Source organism: Mangrovicoccus ximenensis (assembly GCF_003056725.1).
Taxonomy (GTDB): Bacteria; Pseudomonadota; Alphaproteobacteria; order Rhodobacterales; family Rhodobacteraceae; genus Mangrovicoccus; species Mangrovicoccus ximenensis.
This window is the reverse complement of record NZ_QBKZ01000005.1, coordinates 22,673-42,735: the sequence shown is the minus strand read 5'-3', so window position 1 is coordinate 42,735 and position 20,063 is coordinate 22,673. Positions and strand designations below refer to the sequence as shown.

Sequence of the window (20,063 nt, the reverse complement as noted above, 5' to 3'; positions counted from 1 at the left end):
GCTGCCTCCGCGGCGGTGAAATCTGTCTGGGGTCGGGTCATCATCCGAGGGCGGCCTCCACCATCGAGAAGAACGCGTCATTGTCGGCGGCGCCGATGACGCGGGCATTGTTGCGGTATTCGGGCCAGCGCGCGCCCAGTTTCGCCGGGTGCACCGCCGAGAAGCCGCGGGCGATCGTGCCGCCGGTCTCGATCCGCACCACCGCGTCGCGTGCCTCGGTGATCAGCGCGGGGTTGATCGCGCAGGCGCAGGTCAGCGTGTCGGGATAGGTGCAGATGACGCGGCCGTAGCGTTCCTCCGCCACCGCGCGCGGCGTCTTCGACACCTTGGCGTGGAAGTCGGAAAGGGCCGTGCCGAGCGCGTCGAGCCGGGCTAGCTGGTCGCCGTCGAAGACCGCGCTCTTCAGCGTCAGCGTCCAGGTCGAGAGCGTGATCCGGAACCCCGCGCGGAACACGATCTCGGCCGCCTCGGGGTCGATGAAGAAGTTGAACTCGGCGCAGGGGGTGACGTTGCCCACCGAATTGTCGGTGCCGCCCATGATCCACAGGTGCTTCAGCGCCCGGGCGATGCGCGGCTCCTTGGTCACGGCGAGCGCGAGGTTGGTCAGCGGCGCCTGGGCGATCATCTCGATCTCGCCCGGGGCGGCCATGATCCGCTCGATCAGCGCATCGACCGCGTGCTGCTCTTCGGGGCGCTGGCGGGCGGGCGGGAAGCCCGCGCCGCTCATCCCGTCGGCGCCGTGCATCTGCGCCGGTTCCCAGTCGCCGATCAAGGGCTTGCGGGCGCCCAGATAGACCGGCACGTCGCCCGACTTGCCTGCCGCCTCGATCGTCGCCAGCGCGTTCTCGGCCTGCTGGTCGAAATCGACATTGCCGTTGCAGATCGTCACCGCCTCCAGCGTGACGCCCGGCGTCTTCATTGCCAGCAGCAGCGAGAAGCAGTCGTCCCCGGCGGTGTCGGTATCGATGATCAGCCGCATCAGTAGAACTCGAACCCCATGGTGCGGGCGTGGTAGTAGAGCCCGCCATCCTGCACGATCAGGAACTCGGCGCGGGTGTCGCCGTCATTGTGGTGGCTGTGCTTGGCGGCGGCCGGGGTCAGCAGCGTCGCCCAGGGCGACCAGTCGCATTTCTCTTCGTCGACCATCGAATAGGCCGGGTCGCCTGCCACGGCGAGGGTCAGCGCGGCCGAGTTGTGCTTGTGCGGCGGCTGGAAGCTCTGCGGCTTCAGCGTGTTCAGCGACAGCGTCAGGGTCGGCGCGATGTTGCGGCTTTTCTCGGTGGCTTCCGAGGAGAAGATCAGCGCATGGCCCGAGGTGCTCTCGTTGGCGTCGCGGCCATAGACCACGTCGAGCTGGTGGCGGATCTCGGCGGCCGGGTAATGGACGAAGGCGGTCGCGGCCTCCGCGCCGGTCATCGGCGCCGCCTTCTCGAAGGCGAGCTGCGGATCGTTGCCGACCGCCCAGAAGACAGCCGTTTCCGACGACTCGATGCGGCTTCCGACGCCGCCCGGCAGCAGGAAGATGTCGCCCTTTCCCAAGGTCGCCGTCTCGTCGCCGACATGGATCGTCGCCGTGCCCTCGATCACGTACCAGACCGAGGCGGTGCAGGTGAGCGTCACGTCGAGGCTGTCGCCCGCCAGCACCGTCGCGTAGCGCGCCAGCATCAGGGGCGTGGTCGCCGGGAAGGGGCAGTCGAGCTCGGCGGAGAGGTCGCAGAGCACCCAGCCGGTTTCGTTCTTCGCCAGCGCCTGTGCGGGCGCGTCGCGCAGGATGCGCGGCGGCACCGGCGGGAGCTTGATGTTGAAGGCGTTGCCGGAGTTGAAATAGCGGCCGCGCGCCTCCGCGTCGCTTTTCGGGGCGGCAGGCAGCTGGACCGGCATTTCGGCCATGTCGTTGATCGTCATGTCAGGTCTCCTTGATCGGATGAGGCGGCATCGAGGCTGACGTCCAGCAGGATCTGGGCGCCGGCCGCGACATGGGCAGGCTCGGCCCATTCGTCGGGATGGTGGCTGAGCCCGCCGCGGCAGGGGATGAAGATCATCGCCGAGGGGCAGAGGGGCGCCATGTGGCGCGCGTCATGCCCGGCGGCGGAAAGCAGGTCGGCGGCCGGGAAACCATGCGCCGCGGCGCTGCGGCGGATCGCGGCGCGCATGGCCGAGCTGCGCGCCATGGGGGCGGAGGCGACCGCCGTGACCTGCGACGTGCGCGACCCCGAGGCGGTCGCCGCCGCCGTCCAGGCCGCCGTCGACACCTATGGCAGCCTCGACATCATGATCGCCAACGCGGCCGGCAATTTCGTGGTCCCGGCATCGGAAATGTCCACCAATGCCTGGAAGACCGTGATCGACATCGACCTCAACGGCACCTTCTACTGCGCCAAGGCGGCCTATCCGGCGCTGAAGGACTCCTCCTTCGGCGGGCGCTTCATCGCGATCTCGACCACCCGCGCGCTGGAAGGCTGGCCGGGTTGTGCCCATGCCGGCGCCGCAAAGGCCGGCATCATGTCGCTGATGCGGACACTTTGCGGCGAATGGGGCAAGGACGGCATCCGCTGCAACACCATCGCGCCGGGCGCGATCGGCGATACCGAGGGCGTCAAGCGCATCTACGAGGATTCGGGCCGCAAGGAGCTGGAGCTGTCCTCCATCCCGCTCGGCGAATTCGGCAAGACCTCCGACATCGCGGGCGCGGCCGTGTTCCTGTGCTCGGATGCGGGCCAGTACGTCACCGGCGCCGATCTGGTGGTCGATGGCGGCCGCAACCGCTCGCGCTCTTCGACCGGCGTGGCCGTGCCGAAGGCGGAGGCCGCTGCATGATCACCCAGTACCCCCATGTCGAGACCGAGCGCCGCGGCTCGGTCCTGATCATCCGGTTGGCCAATGAAAAGGCCAGCAACTCGCTGACCCGCGAGATGCGCTTCTCGCTGCGCGACATCGTCCGCGAGATCGAGGACGACCACACCGTGCGCGCGGTCTACCTGACCTCGAAGGGCAAGAACTTCTGCGCGGGCGGCGATTTGCGCATGCTGACCGAGGCCAACGAGCCCTGGCCGGTTCACCGCCGCTTCCGCCATGCGGCGACGCTGTTCCCGCCGCTCCTGCAGCTCAACCGCCCCGTCGTCTGCGGCGTGCGCGGCGTCGCCATCGGCGGCGGCATGGGGCTGGCGTTGATGGCGGATCTGGTCATCGTCGGCGAGAGCGCGAAGTTCAGCGCCGGGTTCTTCCGCCTCGGCGCGGTGCCGGATTGCATGACGCTCTACACGCTGCCGCGCACCATCGGCCTCGCGAAGACCCGGAACTTCATCTACACCAACGGCACCTGGGGCGCGGACGAGATCGTCTCGAACGGCCTGGCGCTCGAGGCGGTGCCGGATGACGAAGTCGACGCCAAGGGCCTGGCTCTGGCCGAGAAGCTCGCCTCCGGTCCGGCCGAGGTGATGGGCGTGGCCAAGCAGCTGCTCTTGAAGTCCTTCGAAAGCAGCGCGGCAGAGCTGATGGATTACGAGGATTTCGGCCAGGTTCTGGCGATGAGCTCGGTGGAGTTCCGCGAGGGGCTGCAGGCGCTGATCGAAAAGCGCCCTTCGGACCCTCAGGCCGCCGCCGCCGCGATCCCCTACAATGACGGGCTGCCCTCCTCGGTGAAGGCGGCGGAATAGCGGCATCCGGCCCGGGCCGCTGCGGTCCGGGCCGCATCCTTTCGGGAAGAGACCGGCCGGGCCGGGGGAGAGACGGAATGAAGATCGGCTATGTCGGGCTGGGCGTCATGGGCGGCGCGCTGGCGGAACGGCTGCTGCAATCGGGGCCGCTCGCGGTCCATGACCTCGGCGAGGCTGCGCGCGCGCGCTTCGCCAGCGCAGCGGCGCCGGCGAAGCGGTCCGGGGCGCGCAGCTGATAGACCGCCGCGGCCACCCCGCCCATCGAGATGCCCAGGAGCGCCCGCGCATCGCCGCTGCCGATCGCGCGGTGGCGGGTCTCGACGGCGGGAATGAAATCCTCGAAGAACATGGTTTCCCAGCGGGTGGCGCCGTCGGCATCGTCGAGGAAATAGGTGGCGACAGCGTTTCCGGCATCGCGGCGGCCGTCCGGGGCCACCGCAATCAGCGGCCGGATCTCGCCGGAGCCGATCATCCGGTCCAGCAGCTGGTCGATCCCCGCGAGGGTGAACCAGTCCGAGGGCTGGCCCGAACCGCCGCCATGCAGCAGGTAGAGGACCGGATAGTCGCGCCCGTCGCTGCCATAGCCTGGAGGCAGGTAAACCGCATAGCGCACCGGCCTGTCCAGCGTCTCGCTTGCCGCCACGTTGCCGAAGCGCACCTCGGCGCGGGGTCCGGAGGCCGTTGCCGCCAGCAGCGCCGCCGCGCCGAGCAGGGAACGAAGGACGCTCGGGGCCATGCGGATCTCCTCAGAAACTCAGCCGGTAGGACACGGTGATGCTGCCGCCGAGGACCCCGGGGCCATGCGAGCGGTCATCGTTCCAGGGCAGCCGGTTGTTGCTGTAATTGGCGTAGCTGATCCGGATCTTCTCGGTCAGCTCGTAGCTCGCCGTATAGGAAAAATCCGGGCTCCAGGGTTCGTGCACCCGCGGCGGATAGGCGTATCCGGTCAAGCCGACGCGCAGCTTCTCGGTCAGCGGCATGTTGCAGCCCAGCGACCAGGAGGCATCGGCGGGACTGGGAAGGCCGAGCCCGAAGGAACACGAGGCCACGCGGGTTTCATCGAAGCGGATCTTCGGCAGCGCCAGGTAGGCCCTGAGGTTTCCGTCCATCAGCGTCGGCATGTAATAGGCTCCGGCCGCGGCGAAGCGGGCCGAGTAGTTCGAGTAGTCCAGCAGCAGCACATCCGTGACGCGCCACGAGATCGCGTAGGTATAGTCGGGGTCCCAGGGGGCCTGCTGGTGCTGGATCGGGTAGTAGATGTAGTTGGCGCGCACCGAGACGCGCTCGGCCAGCCGCGCCGAGCAGCCGAGGCTGAATCTCAGCTTGCCGTATTCCGTGCTCTGGTCGTCATGGTCCGAATACTGGAGCGTGGCGCCGCTGCTGACCGAGCAGGACAGCCGGAACCGTTCCGCCATGCTCATCCGCTCCTCGCGCGGTTCCCCGGCCACGGGACGGCCCTGCGCGGGCGCCGACGCACCGGCCGGGCGGACGGTCCCGGCGGAGGCTGCAGGCGCGGTGCGGGCAGCGGTCCAGCACGCAGGCAGGCGCGCCATCCGCGCCGAAAAACAGCGCGAAGCCCTCGCCATGCAGCGTGACGCGGGTCACCGTCTGCGGATCGAGATCCTCGAGGAAGGAGACCGCGTGCCAAGCGTCGCGCCAATCGGGCAGGGCGTCGTCATCTGCCCGCGCGCTCCTTGGCCTCGCGCAGCGCGCGGCGCATGGCGATCCAGTCTGGATCGGCGGCGCGCATCCTGCGGTGATGCTCGGTGATCTGCTCCACGGCCTCCTCCTCGCCATGGCGGTCGAACTGCGCCGCGATCAGCGGCAGCATGGCGATGGCCAGCGCGCCATGGCCGATCGGGCCGCCATGAGTGCCGTCCGCCGCGCGGTCGAGCCGCATCACGAAATAGCGGTGGCGCAGGATCCAGCGGTCGTCGAGCGCGCCGAGGAACGGCGCCAGGTGGGGCTGGCCGCGCAGGTTGGGGCGCAGATGCTCGGTGGCGATGACATAGGGAATGCGGGCATGTTCCAGCAATCCCTGGGCCAGCAGGATGTTCTTGATCATCGCGATCCGGCCGACATGCTCGTTGTAGAGCTCGAGATAGCCGGCCAGCGGCGGCGGCAGCTCGTCGATCCGGTCATGCGGGATCGATGACAGGTTGAAGCGCTCGAAATCGCCGCCGCCGCAATATTCCATGCGCTGCGGCGGCGGGTAGTAGAGCAGCACCAGGTCGAATTCGAGCGCCGGCACGTGCTTCAGCAGCATCCGCGTGACATAGTCGCCGGAGGCGCCGCCGACCGACAGGTTCAGCAGGTTGACCTCGTCGCGCGGAATGCCGAGCGCCTCCGAAAGGTGGTCGGCGACGCGGCTGCCGTAAGTCAGCTCCTCGGCCAGCCCGGTGCCGAAGGAATTGCTTTCGCCAATCACGCAGATCCGGATGCGCGCGGCCGGGTCGTAGTCCTTGCCGCGGAAGCCCGCGCTGTTGAAGCGGTAGGCCACGGTGTCGCTGGCATCCTTGCCGTAGCGCGTGGTCACCGCGCCGGGGATGTGGTCGTCCTGGCGGATGTCGCAGGGCTGGACTTCCCAGTCGAGGGTCTCGGAGGGGGTCATCAGCGCCATCGGCAGCACCTCGTCCGGGGATCAGTCGGGTGGCAGGTCATCGCGGTAGTCCTTGCGCAGGGCGGCGGGCTGCGCCGCCTTGGTCATCAGGCAGTCCTCCACCACGAGCAGGTCGATCGCCGAGCCCATGAAGCAGCGATAGGCGTCCTCGGGGCTTTCGACGATCGGCTCGCCGCGCAGGTTGAAACTGGTATTGACGAGGATCGGACAGCCGGTGGCGGCATGGAAGGCGGAAAGCAGCGCGTGGAAGCGCGGCGAAACTTCGCGGTCGACGGTCTGGACGCGGGCGGAAAAATCCAGATGGGTGACCGCCGGGATCTCCGAGCGCGGCACAGCCAGCCGCTCGGGGATCGGCGCGCGGGGATCCGGCGTGCCGGCGCTGCGGCGGCGCGGCTCCGCGACGGGCACGACCTCCAGCATGTAGGGGCTGGGCCCCGTCAGCGCGAACCAGTCCGCGGCATGTTCGGCCATTACCGCCGGGGCGAAGGGGCGCAGCGTCTTCTGCATCTCCGGGCGGCGCGGATCAGCAAGGATCGAGCGCTGTCCCAGCGCGCGCGGCCCGAATTCCATCCGCCCCTGCATCCAGCCCGCCACCTGGCCTTCGCCGAGGGCCGCGGCGACGCGGCGGTCGATCTCGGCGGGCGGGTGGACCTCCAGCACGGCGCCGAGCTTGCGCAGCCTGCGTGTCGAGGATCAGCCGCGTGACCTCGTCGGTCTCGTAGGGCACCAGCGCCTCGTTGAGGAATTCCGCGAGCGGCAGGTCGGCGAGCGCATAGCGCGCCGCGACCCGCTGGGCCTCGGTTTCCGCTGCGATCCCGGCAAGCTGGTCGCCGGAGCGGGCGGGGGTGGCGGCGGCCATCAGGGCGGCGAGCGATCCGAAGCGGAAGGTCTCGCCCCCGGCGGTTGCGCTGTAGACGGGCATTCTTGATCCTCAGGCGTTGCGCAGATGGGTGGCCCAGCTCGGCGAGCCGGTGATGCTGCGGAAGCGCATCAGCTTCCACATGCCGTATTTGTGGAAATCGAAATCGAGCCGCGACACCTTGAGCTGCACCATCGACCACCAGGCCCATTTCACGTCGGCGAGCGCCTTGTGGATGGTGACGCGGGCGACAAGCTGCGGCGTGACCTTGCCGAAATATTCCTCGATCATCTCGGCCTCCTGCTCCTCGGTGAAGAACATCTCGCCGAACCAGATGCCTAGGTCGTAGCAGCGGTCGTTCATCGAGGCGTATTCGTAGTCGATCAGCATGATCGAGCCGTCGCCGCCGATCATGAAATTGCCGGGCATCGGGTCGTTGAAGGAGGGCACCAGATCGAGGCCGGAGGCCGAGAGCGCCTCGCGCGCCATGCGGTCGTTGAGCTTGATCCAGTCGGTGTCGCGCGGCCAGGGGCTGCCGAGCTCGCGCATCTGCGCCTCGTGCTCGTCGATCATGTCGAAGACCGTCTTCGTCAGCCCCAGGGCGGGCAGGCCGTGCATCCGCCGGTAGGCCGCCATCGCCTCCATCCTGAGGTCGCGCAGCGCGAAATCGGCATGGGTGGAGGGCCGCCGGTCGGGGATGAAGTCGTTGATCTCGATGCCGTGATGGGCGAGGTCGTCATAGACTGCCGGGCCGAGGCCGGCGGCCGCCGCCTTCTGCGAGGCGTCGAGCGCGGCCTTGCGGTCGATGAACATCTCGGTGCCGTTGCCCGGCAGCTTGACGAAATAGTCCCGGCCGGAGGCGAGCTGCACCCGCCAGTTGGAATTGCTGATCCCGCCCGAAACCGGGGCATAGCCCGCACCCGCGCCGCCGCCGAAAAGCGCGGCCTCGCGGATTGCGGATTCCAGCGTGTGTTCCTCGGGCGAGACCGCCTGTCCGAGCGTCTTCATGATTGTCCCCCGGCGATCCGGATCTTCTCCTCGAATTGCGGATGGGTCAGGCCGAGCCTGGCCCGCATCATCCGCCATTCGGAATATTTCAGCCATTCCAGTCCCTTGCGGACCGAGGCGGCGCCGGTCACGCGGGCCTCGAGCGCATGCATCACGTCGTCGACGATCGACCACAGCCGCGCGCGGGCGAAGGCCGCCTTGTCCAATCCGCCCATGTAGAGCGTCGCGGGGGCGACCATGTCGGCCTCGAAATCGGTGATCTCGGCCAGGAGGACGCCGAGGTCGAACATCGGGTCGTTCATGCCGGCGCGGTCGAAATCGACGAGCAGCACGTCGTCCCGCTCCGGTCCGGCCAGCAGGTTCGAGGACGAGCCGTCATTGCGGCAGGGCACGGTGGGCGCCGCGAGCAGCGGGCCGCGCAACGGCGCGATGAGCGACAGCACCCAGCCGATATCCTGCGGCAGCGCAGTGCCGGTCTCATGCGCGCGGGCCATGGCGCGGTCGATCGCCGCGAAGGCATCGAAGCGGTGCGCGAGGCGCCCCGGAGCGCCGCGCAGCGGACGGATCACTTGCCGAGGGCGATGCCCTCGCGGCGCGGATCGGCGCCGCCGAGCAGGCCGCCGGGGGTGACGGCAATGGCGTGGATGCCGGAATTCAGCTCGGTCTGCCTGATCTCGAAGCCCATCTCCGCCAGCGGTGCAGCCAGCGTTCCCGCCGCCGTGCCGGCCTCGATGTCGTAACTGCCGAAGCGGTTCACCAGATGCGGCTGGGCGGCGGCCTCCTGCGGGTCCATCCCCCAGTCGATCACCCCGATCACGTTCTGCGCGACATAGCCGATGATCCGGCTGCCGCCCGGCGAGCCGGTGACGTAGAGCGGCGCGCCGTCCTTCATCACGATGGTCGGCGCCATCGAGCTGCGCGGCCGCTTGCCGGGCTCCACCCGGTTGGCGATCGGCAGCCCGTCCTCATGGGTGCGGAAGGAGAAATCGGTCAGCTCGTTGTTCAGCAGGAACCCGCCCGGCGCCATCAGCCGCGAGCCGAAGCCGTTCTCGATCGTCGTCGTCATGCTGAGCGCGTTGCCGTACTGGTCGACGATCGAGACATGCGAGGTCGAGGGCAGCTCGAGGCTCGCGTCGTCGCCCCAGAGCATTGCATGGTCGAATTCCGGACGGCCCGGCTCGGCCGCGGGCAGCGCCGCCTCGGTCCCCGCCAGCAGGTCGGCGCGGCTGCGCAGGTAGTCCGGATCGGTCAGCCCGGCCACCGGCATCGGCACGAAATCGCTGTCGGCCATGTAGCGGCCGCGATCGGCGAAGGCGAGCCGCGAGGCATCGCCGATCAGCCGCCAGGCGCGCGGGCTTTCCGGCCCCATGGCGCGGATGTCGAAATTCTCCAGCATGCCGAGGATCTGGCCGACGGTCAGCCCGCCGGAACTGGGCGGCCCCATGCCGCAGACCTCGGCCGCGCGGTAGGGGACGCAGACTGCCGGGCGCTCCTTGACCTTGTAGACCGCCAGGTCGTCGAGCGAGAGCACGCCGGGATTGCCCTCGGCGCCCCGCACGGTGTCGACGATGCCCTGTGCCACCACGCCCTTGTAGAACGCATCCGTGCCGCCCGCGGCCAGCGCCCTGAGGGTGCGCGCATAGGCCGGGTTGGCCAGCCGGTCGCCTGCCTTGAGCGGCTGGCCCTTGGGCAGGAAATAGGCCGCGGTGGCCGGGAAGCGGCCGAGCCGCTCGGCATCGGCCGCCACCAGCGAGGCCAGCCGCGGCGAGACCGCGAAGCCCTGGTCGGCGAGGTTGATCGCCTCGAGGAACAGGCCGGGCCATTCCTTCTTGCCCCAGCGCTCATGCGCGGCCTTCATCAGCGCGGGCGTGCCCGGCGTGCCGACCGAGCGGCCGCCGACCACCGCGTCGTAGAACTTGAGCGGCTCGCCCGCTTCGTCCTGGAAGAGCTGCGGCGTGACGTCCATCGGCGCGGTCTCGCGGCCGTCGAGCGTGGTCACGGTCCCGGTGGCCGCGTCGTACCACACGAGGAAGGCGCCGCCGCCGAGCCCCGAACTCTGCGGCTCGACGAGCCGGGAACGGAGGGCTTCGGCGAGCGTCATCCTTGCGGAGGGCGAGACCCTGGGCCCGGTCCGAGGCCCGGCTGCGGGCGGTCGGCGCGAAGGCCAGCGTCTGGGAGCAAAGGTCTCGGGCGAACTGGGGAGCTGTCATGTCCGGGGCTTGAGGAACCGTCCGGGCCGGGCCAGCGCATGCTCGCAGACAGGTTCGTCCGCCACGGGCCGAATGCGCTTTGGCTTCGCCTTCCCGCCGTGACCGGGGCTTGGTCCGCCTTCGCGGCCGGGACCGCGCCGCCTGCCAACGGGGCGGAAGAAGACATGCGGGGCAAAGGCCGTCCCTGCCCCGCACGCGCGGATGTCCCTCCGCCGCGCCGTCCTGCGGCACGCGGCGGAGGCAGATCATTACCAGGAGGTCAGGACCGTGCCGTGGTACTTCTCGTCGATAAAGGCCTTCACCTCGTCGGAATGGTAGGCCTCGATGAGCGGCGCGACCCAGGACGCGTCCTCGTCGCCTTCGCGCACGACGATGATGTTCACATAGGGGTTGTCGGCCTTCTCCATCGCGATGGAGTCGGTCTTCGGGTTCAGGCCGGCCGCGATGGCGTAGTTGGTGTTGATCATCGCCGCGTCGAGATCCGCCAGCGACCGCGGCAGCTGCGCCGCGTCAAGCTCCTGGAAGCGCAGGTTCTTCGGGTTTTCGGTGATGTCGAGCACGGTCGGCACCAGGCCGGTGCCCTCGGCCAGGGTGATCAGCCCCAGATCCTGCAGCACCAGCAGCGCGCGGCCGCCATTGGTCGGGTCGTTCGGAATGCCGACGGTGGCGCGCTCTCCGAGCTCGTCCGGGCCGGCGATCTTGTCGGAATAGAGCCCCATCGGCGTGGTGATGGTGTTCGCCACCGGCACCAGCGCGAAGCCGCGGTCCTTCATCTGGTTCTCCAGATAGGGGCCGTGCTGGAACGAGTTGGCCTCGATGTCGCCATCGGCCAGAGCCTGGTTCGGCACAACGTAGTCAGAGAACTCGATGACGTCGATGTTCAGGCCCATCGGAGCGGCAATCTTGGCCACCTCTTCCATGATCTCGGCATGCTCGCCCGGGGACACGCCCACGCGGATATCCTCGGCGGCGGCCATCCCGGCGGTCAGCGCCAGCGCGGAGGCAACGGTCATCAGCATCTTCATGTCGATACTCCTTCTGTCTTTGTCTTGTTGCGGATCAGGCGCCGCGGTTGCGGGGCGCCCGCTTGTCCACGCGGCGCGCGATCCATTCGCCGAGGCTCTGCGCGGCCTGCACGAGGACGATGAGGATCACCACCACGGCGGCCATCACGTCGGGCATGAAGCGCTGGTAGCCGTAGCGGATGCCGAGATCGCCGAGGCCCTCGCCGCCGACGGCGCCGACCATGGCCGAATAGCCGATCAGGCTGACCACGGCGAGCGTCAGGCCGAGCGTGATGCCGGGCAGCGCCTCGGGGATCAGCACCTTGCGGATGATCTGCAGGGGCGTCGCGCCCATCGCGCGGGCCGCCTCGATCAGGCCGCTGTCGACCTCGCGGATCGCGTTCTCGATCAGCCTCGCGATGAAAGGAATGGCCGCGATGGTCAGCGGCACGATGGCGGCGGTGGTGCCGATCGAGGTGCCCGCGACCATGCGGGTGAAGGGGATGATCGCCACCACGAGGATGATGAACGGCACCGAGCGGGTGGCGTTGACGAGGATGCCGAGCACCTTGTTGACCGCCGGGGCCGACAGCAGCTCGCCCTTGCGAGAGCAGGCCAGGAACACGCCGATCGGCAGGCCCGCGACCGCGCCGATCACGGTGGCGACGGCGACCATGTAGAGCGTCTGCCCGGTCGCCTCGAGGAGCATGTTGATCAGGTTAGCCGACATAGCCCAGCACCTCCGTCCGCTGCTGATGGGATTCCAGATAGGCCCGCGCCTCGGCGCCGCGCTCGGCGGGGACCGAAATCAGCAGGTTGCCGAAGGGCCGCGCGCCGACCTCCTCGATGGCGCCGGCGAGGATGTTGACCTCGACCCCGAGCGCCGCGCTCATCTCCGCCAGCAGCGGATCGGTGGCGCGCTCGCCGAGGAAGGTGATGCGGATCACCTCGCGCGACGGGCCGCCGGGGCGTTCGGCGGTCAGCCGGTCGGCAAGGAAGCGCGGCAGCGTCACGCCGGTCACGCCCGACAGGAAGGACCGCGTGGTCGGATGCGCGGGCGCGGTGAAGATGTCGTAGGTCTCGCCCTGCTCGACGATGCGGCCGCCCTCGATCACCGCGACATGGCTGGCGATGTCGCGCAGCACCGCCATTTCATGGGTGATCATCAGGATGGTCAGGCCGAGGTCGCGGTTGATCTCGGCGAGAAGCCGCAGCACGGTCTGGGTGGTCTCGGGATCGAGCGCCGAGGTGGCCTCGTCCGACAGGAGCACCTTGGGGCCGGTGGCCAGCGCCCGGGCGATGCCGACCCGCTGCTTCTGCCCGCCCGAAAGCTCCGCCGGATAGCGGTCGGCCAGCGCCTCGAGCCCGACCCTCGCGATCAGGTCGCCGGTGCGGCGGCGGATCTCGGCGGCGGGCACGCCCGCGATCTCCATCGGCAGCGCGACATTGCCGCGGACCGTGCGCGAGGCAAGCAGGTTGAAATGCTGGAAGATCATGCCGACTTCGCGGCGGATTTCGCGCAGCCTGGCGCCTTTCGCGGTGCCGACATCGCGGCCGCCGACCATGACCTTGCCGGTGGTCGGGCGTTCCAGCCCGTTGACCATCCGCAGGAGCGTGGATTTGCCCGCGCCCGAGCGGCCGATGATCCCGGTGATCGAGCCCGGCGCCACGGCAAGGTCGACGCCTTCCAGCGCCATGACGCTGCCGCCCTTGGCGTCGAAGCTCTTGCCGACGCCGTCGAAGGTGATGGCCGCACCGGCCAAGGTGTCGCTTTGCATCGGAGGTCCCGGTTCTGCGTGGTTTCGTGTCTGCGGCCCGTAGACCGGAAGCGGGCGGCCAAGGCAAGCCCGCCCGAGGGAAAAGCAAAGCCGGAGCACCGCATCGCGGCCCTCCGGCTGGAAGGACGGGGCCCGGAGGCCCCGCCGGTCAGGTCGTGCCGCTCAGTGCGTGGCAGCCGCCCCGCGGACCGCCGCGACATCGGCGGCGCTCACTGCCGGCGCGTCATTGCCCCAGGCGCTGCGCAGGAAGCTTGCGAGCTCGGCGATCTCGCCGTCGTCGAGGCGCTCGGCATAGCCCTGCATCACCAGGTGCATCGGCCGCTTGCCGGTCGGGGGCACATCGGCGCCGTTCAGGATCACCGACAGGAGCGGCCCGGTCTCGGACCCGGTGACCAGCGAGTTGCCCGCCAGTTCCGGGAAGATCTCCGGAGCGCCCTTGCCGGTCACGAAATGGCAGCCCGAGCAGTTGTCGAGATAGAGCCGCGCGCCTTCCGGCATGCCCGGCTGCGCCTCGGTCAGCATCGCCGCCGTGGCCTCGCCCGCCGCATCCGCCGGCGCTTCGGGCAGCGACCCCGAGTTGGCCGCCAGCGTTTCCGGGATCCCGCCCGCATCGCCGTCGAGCCCCTTGAGGAAGGCCGCCATGGCAAGGTTGTCGGCATCGCTCAGGTGCTGGAGCGAATGCTCGACCACGAGGCCCATCTCGCCATTGGCGGCGGAATGCGCGTTGCGGCCGGTTGCCAGATAGGCGGCCAGCTCGGCGACCGACCAGTCCTTCAGCGCGGAGCCGTCACCGTGCAGCGCCGGGGCGTTCCAGCCGTCGATCACGCCGCCTGCGAGGAAGTTGCCGTCCGCGGCGGTGACGCCGTCCTGCGACATGAAGGGCGTGCGCGGGCTGTGGCAGGCCGCGCAGTGGCCTGCGCCCTCGACCAGGTAGCGGCCGCGGGCTTCGGGCGTGCCGGCGATCTCCGCCGAGGGACCCGAGGCATGGCCGAGCGCCAGCCAGTTCCACGCCCGGATGCCGAAGCGCAGGTTGAACGGGAAGGCCAGGCTGGTGGTCTCGACCTCGTTGCGCACCGGTTCGACCTCATTCATCATGTAGCCGTAGAGCGCGCGGATGTCGGCCTCGGTCATCAGCCGGTAGTTCTCGTAGGGCATCGCCGGATAGAGATGCGTGCCGTCGGCCGCGATCCCGTCGACCAGCGAGGCGCGGAACTCGTCCAGCGTCCAACCGCCGATGCCGGTTTCCGGATCGGGGGTGATGTTGGTCGACCAGATCGTGCCCATCGGGCTGGCGATGGCGCGCCCCCCGGCCAGCGGCTCGCCGCCCGGCGCGGTGTGGCAGGCCACGCAGTCGGAGGCGTGCATGACGTATTCGCCCTGCCCCGGCTCCGGCTGCCAGCCGGCGGCCAGCTCTTCGCTGGGCGCGGTGCGCTTCACCGGGACGTAGATGAACGCAAGGAGCGCCACGACGCCGAGGACGGCGAGACCGCCGGCGAGTCTGAGAAAACATTTCATCGGGGATCTCCTCAGACCAGCGGACGCGGGTTGGACAGGTACTGGGTGCGGATCGCGTTCACCGTCCAGTAGGCCAGGCCGCCGACCAGGCCCGTCGGGTTGTACTGGGTGTTCTGGACGAAGTTGCCCGCGCCCATGGCGAAGACGTTATGCGCCTTCCAGGTCTGGCAATAGCGGTTGACCGCGCCTTCGGCTGCCGTCTCGGACATGATGTGGCCGCCGGTATTGTGCGTGGTCTGGTAGGGCCGCACGTCGTATTGCGCGCCCGGCCCCTTGAAGCCCGACTGCATCAGGTCGGGGTTCATCGAGGCCGCCAGCGGCTCCATCATCGACTTCATGTACTGGTTCATCCGCAGGTCGTTGTCCTGCCAGTTGAACGTCATCCGCATCAGCGGCCGCCCGTGGCGGTCGGTGTAGGTCGGATCCAGGTCGAGATGGTTGTTCTCGTAGGCCATGTGCGAGCCGTGCGAGCCGATCGACATCGCGTGGCCGTACCACTTGCCGATGCCGTCCTTCCAGCCTGCGCCCCAGCTCGGCGTGCCCTTCGGCAGCGGCATGTTGCGGATCGGCTGGCCGTTGAACGTGCCCGAGCGCCAGTAGGAGCCGCCGATGAAGCCGAGCGCGCCGAAGTCGTTCTGGTTCACCGAGAAATCGTCGATGCACACGCCGTTGGCGCCGTGGCCGACGAACGGGTTGAAATGCTCGTCCTCGAAGAACATCGTGACGCCGCCGTTCATCTGGTAGGCGTAGCTCTTGCCCAGCGTCCCCTGTCCGGTCAGCGGGTCATAGGCCTCGCCCAGCCCCGAGAGCAGCATCAGGTGGACGTTGTTGAGCTGGTAGGAGGACAGGATGACGATGTCCGCGGGCTGGAACACCTCTTCCTGCGCGGCCTCGTCCCAATAGGTGACGCCGGTCGCGGTCCTGCCGTCCTCGGCCAGCTCGACGCGCAGCACCTCGGACTCGGTGCGGCACTCGAAATTCGGCATCCGCTTCAGCGCGTCGAGGATCGCGGTCTGCGGCGAGGATTTCGAATACTGGTAACAGCCGTAGCGCTCGCAGAAGCCGCAGTAGTTGCACGGCCCCATCTGCATTCCGTAGGGGTTCACATAGGCGGTGGAGGCGATGCCGGCCGGCGCCTGGAACGGGTGGTACCCGGCGGCGGTGCAGGCATCGTGGAACTTCTGGCTGTCCCAGGTCCGCTTCTGCTGCGGCATCGGGTAGTCTTCGGACCGCCAGCCCTCGAAGGGGTTGCCGCCCTCCTGGATCTCGCCGTTGAGGTTCCCGGCCTTGCCGGAAATGCCCGCGACCTTCTCGAAATGGGTGAAATGCGGCTCCAGCTCGTCATAGCTGACCGGGTAGTCGCCCAGGTTCATGCCCTCGGGAATGATGCCTTCGCCCCAGTTCTCGGCGACATGGCTGCGCAGCCGAAGTTCCTCGGGCTGGGGCCGCCAGTTCAGGCCGTTCCAGTGGGTTCCGGCGCCGCCGACGCCGTTGCCGGGCAGGAAGGAGCCGAGGCTGCGATAGGGCAGCGCGGTCTCGTCGCCGCTGCGCCGCACGGTGACGGTCTGCTGCGACGGCTTCTGCATCATCTTGAGCCGGACGCCGTATTTCAGCTCGTCGATCTGGTTGGGATACTTGAAGTCCGGCACGGTCGCCTGGTCATGGCCGCGCTCCAGCGCGACAATGTCGAGCCCCTCGCGCGCCAGCTCGATCCCGGCGATCGATCCGGTCCAGCCGAGGCCGACGATGACGACGTCTTTCTTCTGTTCCTGACGTGCCATGTTCAGGCCCTTCGCCGCTGATGGAGACCGGACCCAGCGGGTACTCGATGTTGTGGCGCTCGGGCCATTCGCGATAGGCCGCGCGGGCGCCCGGGAAGCCGATATAGACCCAGGACTGCATGCCGTGGTTGCCGCCGTAGAGCGGATCGGCGAAGTAGCCTTCCTTGGTGTTGGCAAGCAGGATCGCAAAGAAGTCGCGCAGCTCGGCCTCGAGCCCCGGCTCGCCCTCCTGCAGCGCGGCCAGCGCCGCGTCCTGATGCGCGGGATCGAGCGCGGAGAAGACGGTGCCATAGGTGGTTTCGCACCACGCATCGAAGGCCGGAATCGCGCGGCGGTAGACTTCGGCCGGGCTCAGCGGGGTCTGCCAGCCGCGGGCGGGCTCGGCGGAGGCATCGTGCGGCCCCTGCATGTACCAGTCATCGGCGGAGCCGTAGTCCCCGGCCAGCTGGCGGTCGATGAAGACCGGCACCCGCGCCTCGATGGCGCCCGGGCCGTCGCCTTCCGACGGGATCAGCCGCGCGGTCGCGGCCATCACGAAGGCCCATTCGGCCTCGGTCAGGTATTCGCGCTGGTACTCGTCGAGGGGAACCGGCGGGGCGGTTTCGCGGGCAGCCGCGGGCAGGCCGGCGCCCGTCAGGGCGAGGCCGAGCGCCGTGGTCTTGAGAAAGCCGCGGCGGCTGGGGAAATCAGGTAAATCGTTCATCAGCGGTCCTGCCTGGTAGGTGGAACACGAGCCATCATTGAAAGACTCGGCGCGTCCCTATGCCCGGCGGACCGCCCCTGCAACCTGCCCGGACCGCGCCGCCGGGCCGGGCAGCGCGCCGACGAGCGGAGCCCGGGCGGATGCTGGGCGGCCAACAAACATCTGTCATCCATGAAAAATTGATCATTTAGGCACTGCCTGCCGGGTGCGGCAGGTCCGCGCGCAAAAAGATATGTGCACATATGACATCTGCTTCGTTCATAAATGCACGAAAACTTCCGCTCCATCGGCGTTTCCGATGGAGCGCGGGCGGCCCTGCACAGCGGAATGCGGATGTTCCGCCGGAAATGCAGGGAGCTGCGGCCGGGCCTGCGCGCGGGCCGGCCGCCCGCCGGATCCTGCCGCAGGCGTCCGTGCTGTCCGGCGTTCGGACGACCTGCTGGAGCTGCGCGACGCGCTCTTCGCCTGGAGGATCGCCGACCGGCTGCCCGGGCTTGCCTGTCCGCTGCGGCTGCTGAACTCGGCCGCGGTCGAGGCGGCGCATGGCCGCGATCCGCTGCCCTGCCTCGCGGATGTGCCGCGCCGCATCTACGGGCGGGGACATTTTCCGCAGATCGCGGATCCGGCGGCCCTGCTGCCCGTTCTCTGCGCGGAACTCGCTGAAATCGATACTACAACACCAATTCGGTATACGGCAGCCGATGGTTCGCATATACCCTGACCCCGGCCAGCGCGGCGCAGATGCCGCCGGACCAAGAGGAGAGCCCATGTCACAGATCGCCGAGACCAGCCCCGGGAAACCGGCCCGCCGCCCGTTGACGCGTGCCGAGGAGCTCCGCCAGGATCTCGAGCGGCTGATCGTCGAGGGCGAGCTGAAGCCCGGCGACCGGCTGGACGAGACCGAGATCGCGGCCCGCTTCTCGGTGTCGCGCACGCCGGTCCGCGAGGCGATCAAGGGGCTGGTCGCGACCGGGCTGGTCGAGGTGCGCGGCCGCCAGGGCACGATGGTGACGCAGCTGTCGATCCCGATGCTGATCGAGATGTTCGACCTGATGGCCGCGCTCGAGGGGCTCTGCGCGCGGCTGGCGGCGCGGCGCGCCTCGCGCGAGGAGAAGGCGAAGATGCTCGAGGTGCAGGAGCGCCTTGAGGCTGCCTTCGAGACCGGCGATCCGGTGGCCTTCTACTGGATCAACGAGGAATTCCACGACCTGCTCTACGAGGCGGCGCATACCCATTTCCTGGCCTCGCAGACCATCGCGCTCAGGCTGCGGCTGTCGCCCTACCGGCGGCAGGTGACCTACCAGCCGGGCAAGATGCGCGCGACGCTGAGCGAGCATCGCGAGATCATCGAGGCGATCGATGCGGGCGACAGCGACCGCGCGATGGTCGCCGCCAGTGAGCATGTGCGGCTGCTCGGCGACCACCTGTCGGATTTCATCGCGACGATCCCGCCGCATCTGCTGGGCTGAGCCGGCAGCCGCGGGGGTCCGGTGCCGCGCGGGCACCGGCCCGGCCGGTCAGGCCAGCGACAGCAGCAGAAGCGCCAGCGCCAGCGCGCCGGCAAGGACATCGCGGCGGGTCGGAGCGGTCGGGGCGGCCATCAATGCCCCTCCCCGATCGCGCCCGGCACCGGACCGAGCGGCGTGCCCGGCATGGCGCGGATCGAGCGGAGGAACTCCCAGACCTCGCGCAGCTCCGCGTCGGAGATCTCGGTCTCGCGGAAGGACGGCATCGCATTCAGCCCCTGGCGGGTGACGTGATGCAGAGTCTGGTAGTCGATCTGCTGCAGCCGCAGATCCGGGGCGACGCCGGTGCCGTGGCATTGCAGGCAGGTGTTCTGCGCCAGCCTTGCGCCCGAGCGGTCGCCGGGCGGCAGCGCCGCAGCAGCCTCGGTGGCGGGCGTGACGGCGGATTGCGCCGCCAGCGCGCCCGGCAGCGCAGACGCCAGGACCAGCGCGGCGAGGGAAAGGGGATGGGTCATCTTGGTCTCCGCTCGGTCAGGGAAGCAGCGCGCGCGCCGCGGCTGTCGTTCATGGCGTTGCGCACGTAATTGGCGATGTCGGCGATGGTGGCGTCGTCGAGCAGGAAGGCAGGCATGCGGATCCGGCCCCCGCTGTCGGACAGCCCCGCCAGCACCGGCATGATCACGTTGCCCGCGCCCGCGCCGACGGCATGGTGCCCGGCCAGCGCCGGGGCGAAATCCGGGATGCCCGGAGCCTGGCGCTGCTTTATGCCGCCGCCCCCGATCCGGTGGTGGCGCTGCTCGAAGAGGTCGCCGCGCCGAACCGGATCAAGAAGCACCTGAAGCGGCACAAGCCGTTTCACCGGGCGATCTGGCGCGGCGACGGGGCGAAGGCCCGCGCGCTGTTCCCGCAGGGCCGCCTGCCCGCCTCCGAGGCGGTGATCCGCAACCGGCTGCGCGCCGCCGGGCTGTGGCTGCGCTGAGTCCCTGCAGGGCGATGACGGAACAAGACAGCGAAACGCGACTTCCCGAAACCGCGGAGCCCGTTTCAACGCGCGATGGCCTGCGCTATCGCTGCGCGGACCGGTTGCCGAGGATCAGCCAGGCGGCCAGCGCGATTTCGACGGCGAAGAACCAGACCGCCTGCATCCCCGCCCCGTCGATCACGATTCCCGCCAGCCGTCCCGCGGCGGCGCCCGCATAGGCGAAGCCCGCAACCTGGAGCGCCACCGGAGATTTCAGCAGCAGTCCGGCCAGGCCCAGTCCGACGAAGAGCGCGCCATTGGCCGCGCGGATCTCGCTCAGGCCCATCGTCGAGCCCGGAGCGAGCTGCAGGTCCAGCACCGCGAGCGTGTAGCCCGGCGCGAGAAAGCCCACCAGGCCGAAGCCGATCGTCGCCGCCATTGCGGCCAGGTTCAGGATGCGTCGCATGCGTCTTCTCCTTGCAGTCCCGGGGGATACGCAGCG

The 20,063-nt window shown here is 69.2% G+C and carries 26 protein-coding genes and 1 pseudogene; 6 read left to right on the top strand and 21 right to left on the bottom strand.

Annotated elements, in window-relative coordinates; genetic code table 11:
* Nucleotides 1-40: 40 nt before the first annotated feature.
* Genes C7T91_RS11945 through C7T91_RS33520 form a run of 3 tightly spaced genes read right to left on the bottom strand, consistent with a single transcriptional unit; the run spans nt 41 to nt 2,153 of the window.
* Nucleotides 41-979 (bottom strand): nucleoside hydrolase, encoded by a 939-nt coding sequence (locus C7T91_RS11945; protein WP_108259458.1) that lies wholly within the window; start codon nt 977-979, stop codon nt 41-43.
* Nucleotides 979-1,905: a cupin domain-containing protein gene (locus C7T91_RS11940; RefSeq protein ID WP_161555867.1), complete on the bottom strand. Its 927-nt coding sequence runs from the start codon at nt 1,903-1,905 to the stop codon at nt 979-981. Before C7T91_RS11940 ends, C7T91_RS11945 begins: the two co-directional genes overlap by 1 nt.
* Nucleotides 1,902-2,153, bottom strand: coding sequence for a M20/M25/M40 family metallo-hydrolase (locus tag C7T91_RS33520; protein WP_201742083.1), 252 nt, complete (start codon nt 2,151-2,153; stop codon nt 1,902-1,904). Before C7T91_RS33520 ends, C7T91_RS11940 begins: the two co-directional genes overlap by 4 nt.
* Between C7T91_RS33520 and C7T91_RS11935 the strand changes: the two genes are divergently transcribed.
* From C7T91_RS11935 to C7T91_RS39415, 3 genes are all read left to right on the top strand, one after another.
* Complete coding sequence (locus C7T91_RS11935; RefSeq protein WP_201742082.1) at nt 2,152-2,817, top strand: SDR family oxidoreductase; 666 nt, start codon at nt 2,152-2,154, stop codon at nt 2,815-2,817. The genes C7T91_RS33520 and C7T91_RS11935 overlap by 2 nt on opposite strands.
* A complete protein-coding gene (locus tag C7T91_RS11930; protein ID WP_108259455.1) occupies nt 2,814-3,656 on the top strand; it encodes an enoyl-CoA hydratase/isomerase family protein in 843 nt (280 codons plus the stop codon). Before C7T91_RS11935 ends, C7T91_RS11930 begins: the two co-directional genes overlap by 4 nt.
* A gap of 77 nt (nt 3,657-3,733) precedes the next feature.
* Nucleotides 3,734-3,892, top strand: coding sequence for an NAD(P)-binding domain-containing protein (locus C7T91_RS39415; protein ID WP_161555865.1), 159 nt, complete (start codon nt 3,734-3,736; stop codon nt 3,890-3,892).
* Here the strand turns inward: C7T91_RS39415 and C7T91_RS33515 are convergent.
* The 15 genes and pseudogenes from C7T91_RS33515 to C7T91_RS11860 form a co-directional block, all read right to left on the bottom strand.
* Nucleotides 3,859-4,392 (bottom strand): annotated as a pseudogene (locus tag C7T91_RS33515) (alpha/beta hydrolase); the annotation flags it as partial. The gene C7T91_RS39415 and the pseudogene C7T91_RS33515 sit on opposite strands and share 34 nt — an antisense overlap.
* A 10-nt stretch (nt 4,393-4,402) precedes the next feature.
* A complete protein-coding gene (locus tag C7T91_RS11920) occupies nt 4,403-5,071 on the bottom strand; it encodes a hypothetical protein (RefSeq protein WP_108259453.1) in 669 nt (222 codons plus the stop codon).
* Nucleotides 5,004-5,324, bottom strand: coding sequence for a Rieske 2Fe-2S domain-containing protein (locus C7T91_RS39410; RefSeq protein WP_407943292.1), 321 nt, complete (start codon nt 5,322-5,324; stop codon nt 5,004-5,006). Before C7T91_RS39410 ends, C7T91_RS11920 begins: the two co-directional genes overlap by 68 nt.
* Before the next feature lie 7 nt (nt 5,325-5,331).
* On the bottom strand, nt 5,332-6,276 hold the full coding sequence (locus C7T91_RS35465; RefSeq protein WP_236638180.1) for an SGNH/GDSL hydrolase family protein: 945 nt from the start codon (nt 6,274-6,276) through the stop codon (nt 5,332-5,334).
* A 21-nt stretch (nt 6,277-6,297) separates the two neighbouring features.
* The gene (locus tag C7T91_RS11910; protein WP_201742088.1) at nt 6,298-6,846 is read right to left on the bottom strand and encodes a carbamoyltransferase C-terminal domain-containing protein; all 549 of its coding nucleotides are present in this window, start codon (nt 6,844-6,846) and stop codon (nt 6,298-6,300) included.
* Nucleotides 6,800-7,198: an ethanolamine ammonia-lyase subunit EutB gene (gene eutB, locus C7T91_RS11905; protein WP_108259450.1), complete on the bottom strand. Its 399-nt coding sequence runs from the start codon at nt 7,196-7,198 to the stop codon at nt 6,800-6,802. The genes C7T91_RS11910 and eutB overlap by 47 nt, the downstream gene beginning before the upstream one ends.
* 9 nt (nt 7,199-7,207) lie before the next feature.
* A complete protein-coding gene (locus C7T91_RS11900; RefSeq protein WP_108259449.1) occupies nt 7,208-8,143 on the bottom strand; it encodes a choline/ethanolamine kinase family protein in 936 nt (311 codons plus the stop codon).
* Nucleotides 8,140-8,712 carry a phosphotransferase family protein gene (locus tag C7T91_RS11895; protein WP_108259448.1) on the bottom strand — a complete coding sequence of 191 codons (573 nt, stop codon included), beginning with the start codon at nt 8,710-8,712 and terminating at the stop codon, nt 8,140-8,142. The genes C7T91_RS11900 and C7T91_RS11895 overlap by 4 nt, the downstream gene beginning before the upstream one ends.
* Nucleotides 8,709-10,244 (bottom strand): gamma-glutamyltransferase, encoded by a 1,536-nt coding sequence (ggt, locus tag C7T91_RS11890; protein WP_108259447.1) that lies wholly within the window; start codon nt 10,242-10,244, stop codon nt 8,709-8,711. Before ggt ends, C7T91_RS11895 begins: the two co-directional genes overlap by 4 nt.
* Nucleotides 10,245-10,601: 357 nt before the next feature.
* Complete coding sequence (locus C7T91_RS11885) at nt 10,602-11,378, bottom strand: MetQ/NlpA family ABC transporter substrate-binding protein (RefSeq protein ID WP_108259446.1); 777 nt, start codon at nt 11,376-11,378, stop codon at nt 10,602-10,604.
* 34 nt (nt 11,379-11,412) lie between these two features.
* Nucleotides 11,413-12,087, bottom strand: coding sequence for a methionine ABC transporter permease (locus C7T91_RS11880; protein WP_108259445.1), 675 nt, complete (start codon nt 12,085-12,087; stop codon nt 11,413-11,415).
* On the bottom strand, nt 12,077-13,135 hold the full coding sequence (locus tag C7T91_RS11875) for a methionine ABC transporter ATP-binding protein (protein ID WP_108259444.1): 1,059 nt from the start codon (nt 13,133-13,135) through the stop codon (nt 12,077-12,079). Before C7T91_RS11875 ends, C7T91_RS11880 begins: the two co-directional genes overlap by 11 nt.
* A gap of 162 nt (nt 13,136-13,297) precedes the next feature.
* Nucleotides 13,298-14,650, bottom strand: a complete 1,353-nt coding sequence (locus C7T91_RS11870) for a cytochrome c (RefSeq protein WP_108259443.1) — start codon at nt 14,648-14,650, stop codon at nt 13,298-13,300.
* A gap of 11 nt (nt 14,651-14,661) precedes the next feature.
* The gene (locus C7T91_RS11865; RefSeq protein WP_236638203.1) at nt 14,662-16,371 is read right to left on the bottom strand and encodes a GMC family oxidoreductase; all 1,710 of its coding nucleotides are present in this window, start codon (nt 16,369-16,371) and stop codon (nt 14,662-14,664) included.
* Entirely contained in the window at nt 16,310-17,134 is an 825-nt protein-coding gene (locus C7T91_RS11860; protein WP_236638179.1) for a gluconate 2-dehydrogenase subunit 3 family protein, read from the bottom strand. Before C7T91_RS11860 ends, C7T91_RS11865 begins: the two co-directional genes overlap by 62 nt.
* Before the next feature lie 205 nt (nt 17,135-17,339).
* Between C7T91_RS11860 and C7T91_RS11855 the strand changes: the two genes are divergently transcribed.
* Together C7T91_RS11855 and C7T91_RS11850 are read left to right on the top strand one after the other, a co-directional pair.
* Nucleotides 17,340-17,855, top strand: coding sequence for a hypothetical protein (locus tag C7T91_RS11855; protein WP_145962859.1), 516 nt, complete (start codon nt 17,340-17,342; stop codon nt 17,853-17,855).
* Nucleotides 17,856-17,901: 46 nt separating this feature from the next.
* Nucleotides 17,902-18,603, top strand: a complete 702-nt coding sequence (locus C7T91_RS11850; protein WP_108259440.1) for a GntR family transcriptional regulator — start codon at nt 17,902-17,904, stop codon at nt 18,601-18,603.
* A 131-nt stretch (nt 18,604-18,734) separates the two neighbouring features.
* On the opposite strand, the gene C7T91_RS11845 is transcribed toward C7T91_RS11850, so the two are convergent.
* Nucleotides 18,735-19,115 carry a c-type cytochrome gene (locus C7T91_RS11845; protein ID WP_108259439.1) on the bottom strand — a complete coding sequence of 127 codons (381 nt, stop codon included), beginning with the start codon at nt 19,113-19,115 and terminating at the stop codon, nt 18,735-18,737.
* Nucleotides 19,112-19,282, bottom strand: coding sequence for a hypothetical protein (locus tag C7T91_RS32500; protein ID WP_161555864.1), 171 nt, complete (start codon nt 19,280-19,282; stop codon nt 19,112-19,114). The genes C7T91_RS11845 and C7T91_RS32500 overlap by 4 nt, the downstream gene beginning before the upstream one ends.
* A 24-nt stretch (nt 19,283-19,306) precedes the next feature.
* On the opposite strand from C7T91_RS32500, the gene C7T91_RS11840 reads away from it, so the two are divergent.
* Entirely contained in the window at nt 19,307-19,579 is a 273-nt protein-coding gene (locus C7T91_RS11840) for a hypothetical protein (protein ID WP_108259438.1), read from the top strand.
* 85 nt (nt 19,580-19,664) lie between these two features.
* Here C7T91_RS11840 and C7T91_RS11835 read toward each other — a convergent pair whose 3' ends face one another.
* Nucleotides 19,665-20,027, bottom strand: coding sequence for a DUF4345 family protein (locus C7T91_RS11835; RefSeq protein WP_108259437.1), 363 nt, complete (start codon nt 20,025-20,027; stop codon nt 19,665-19,667).
* Nucleotides 20,028-20,063 lie beyond the last annotated feature (36 nt).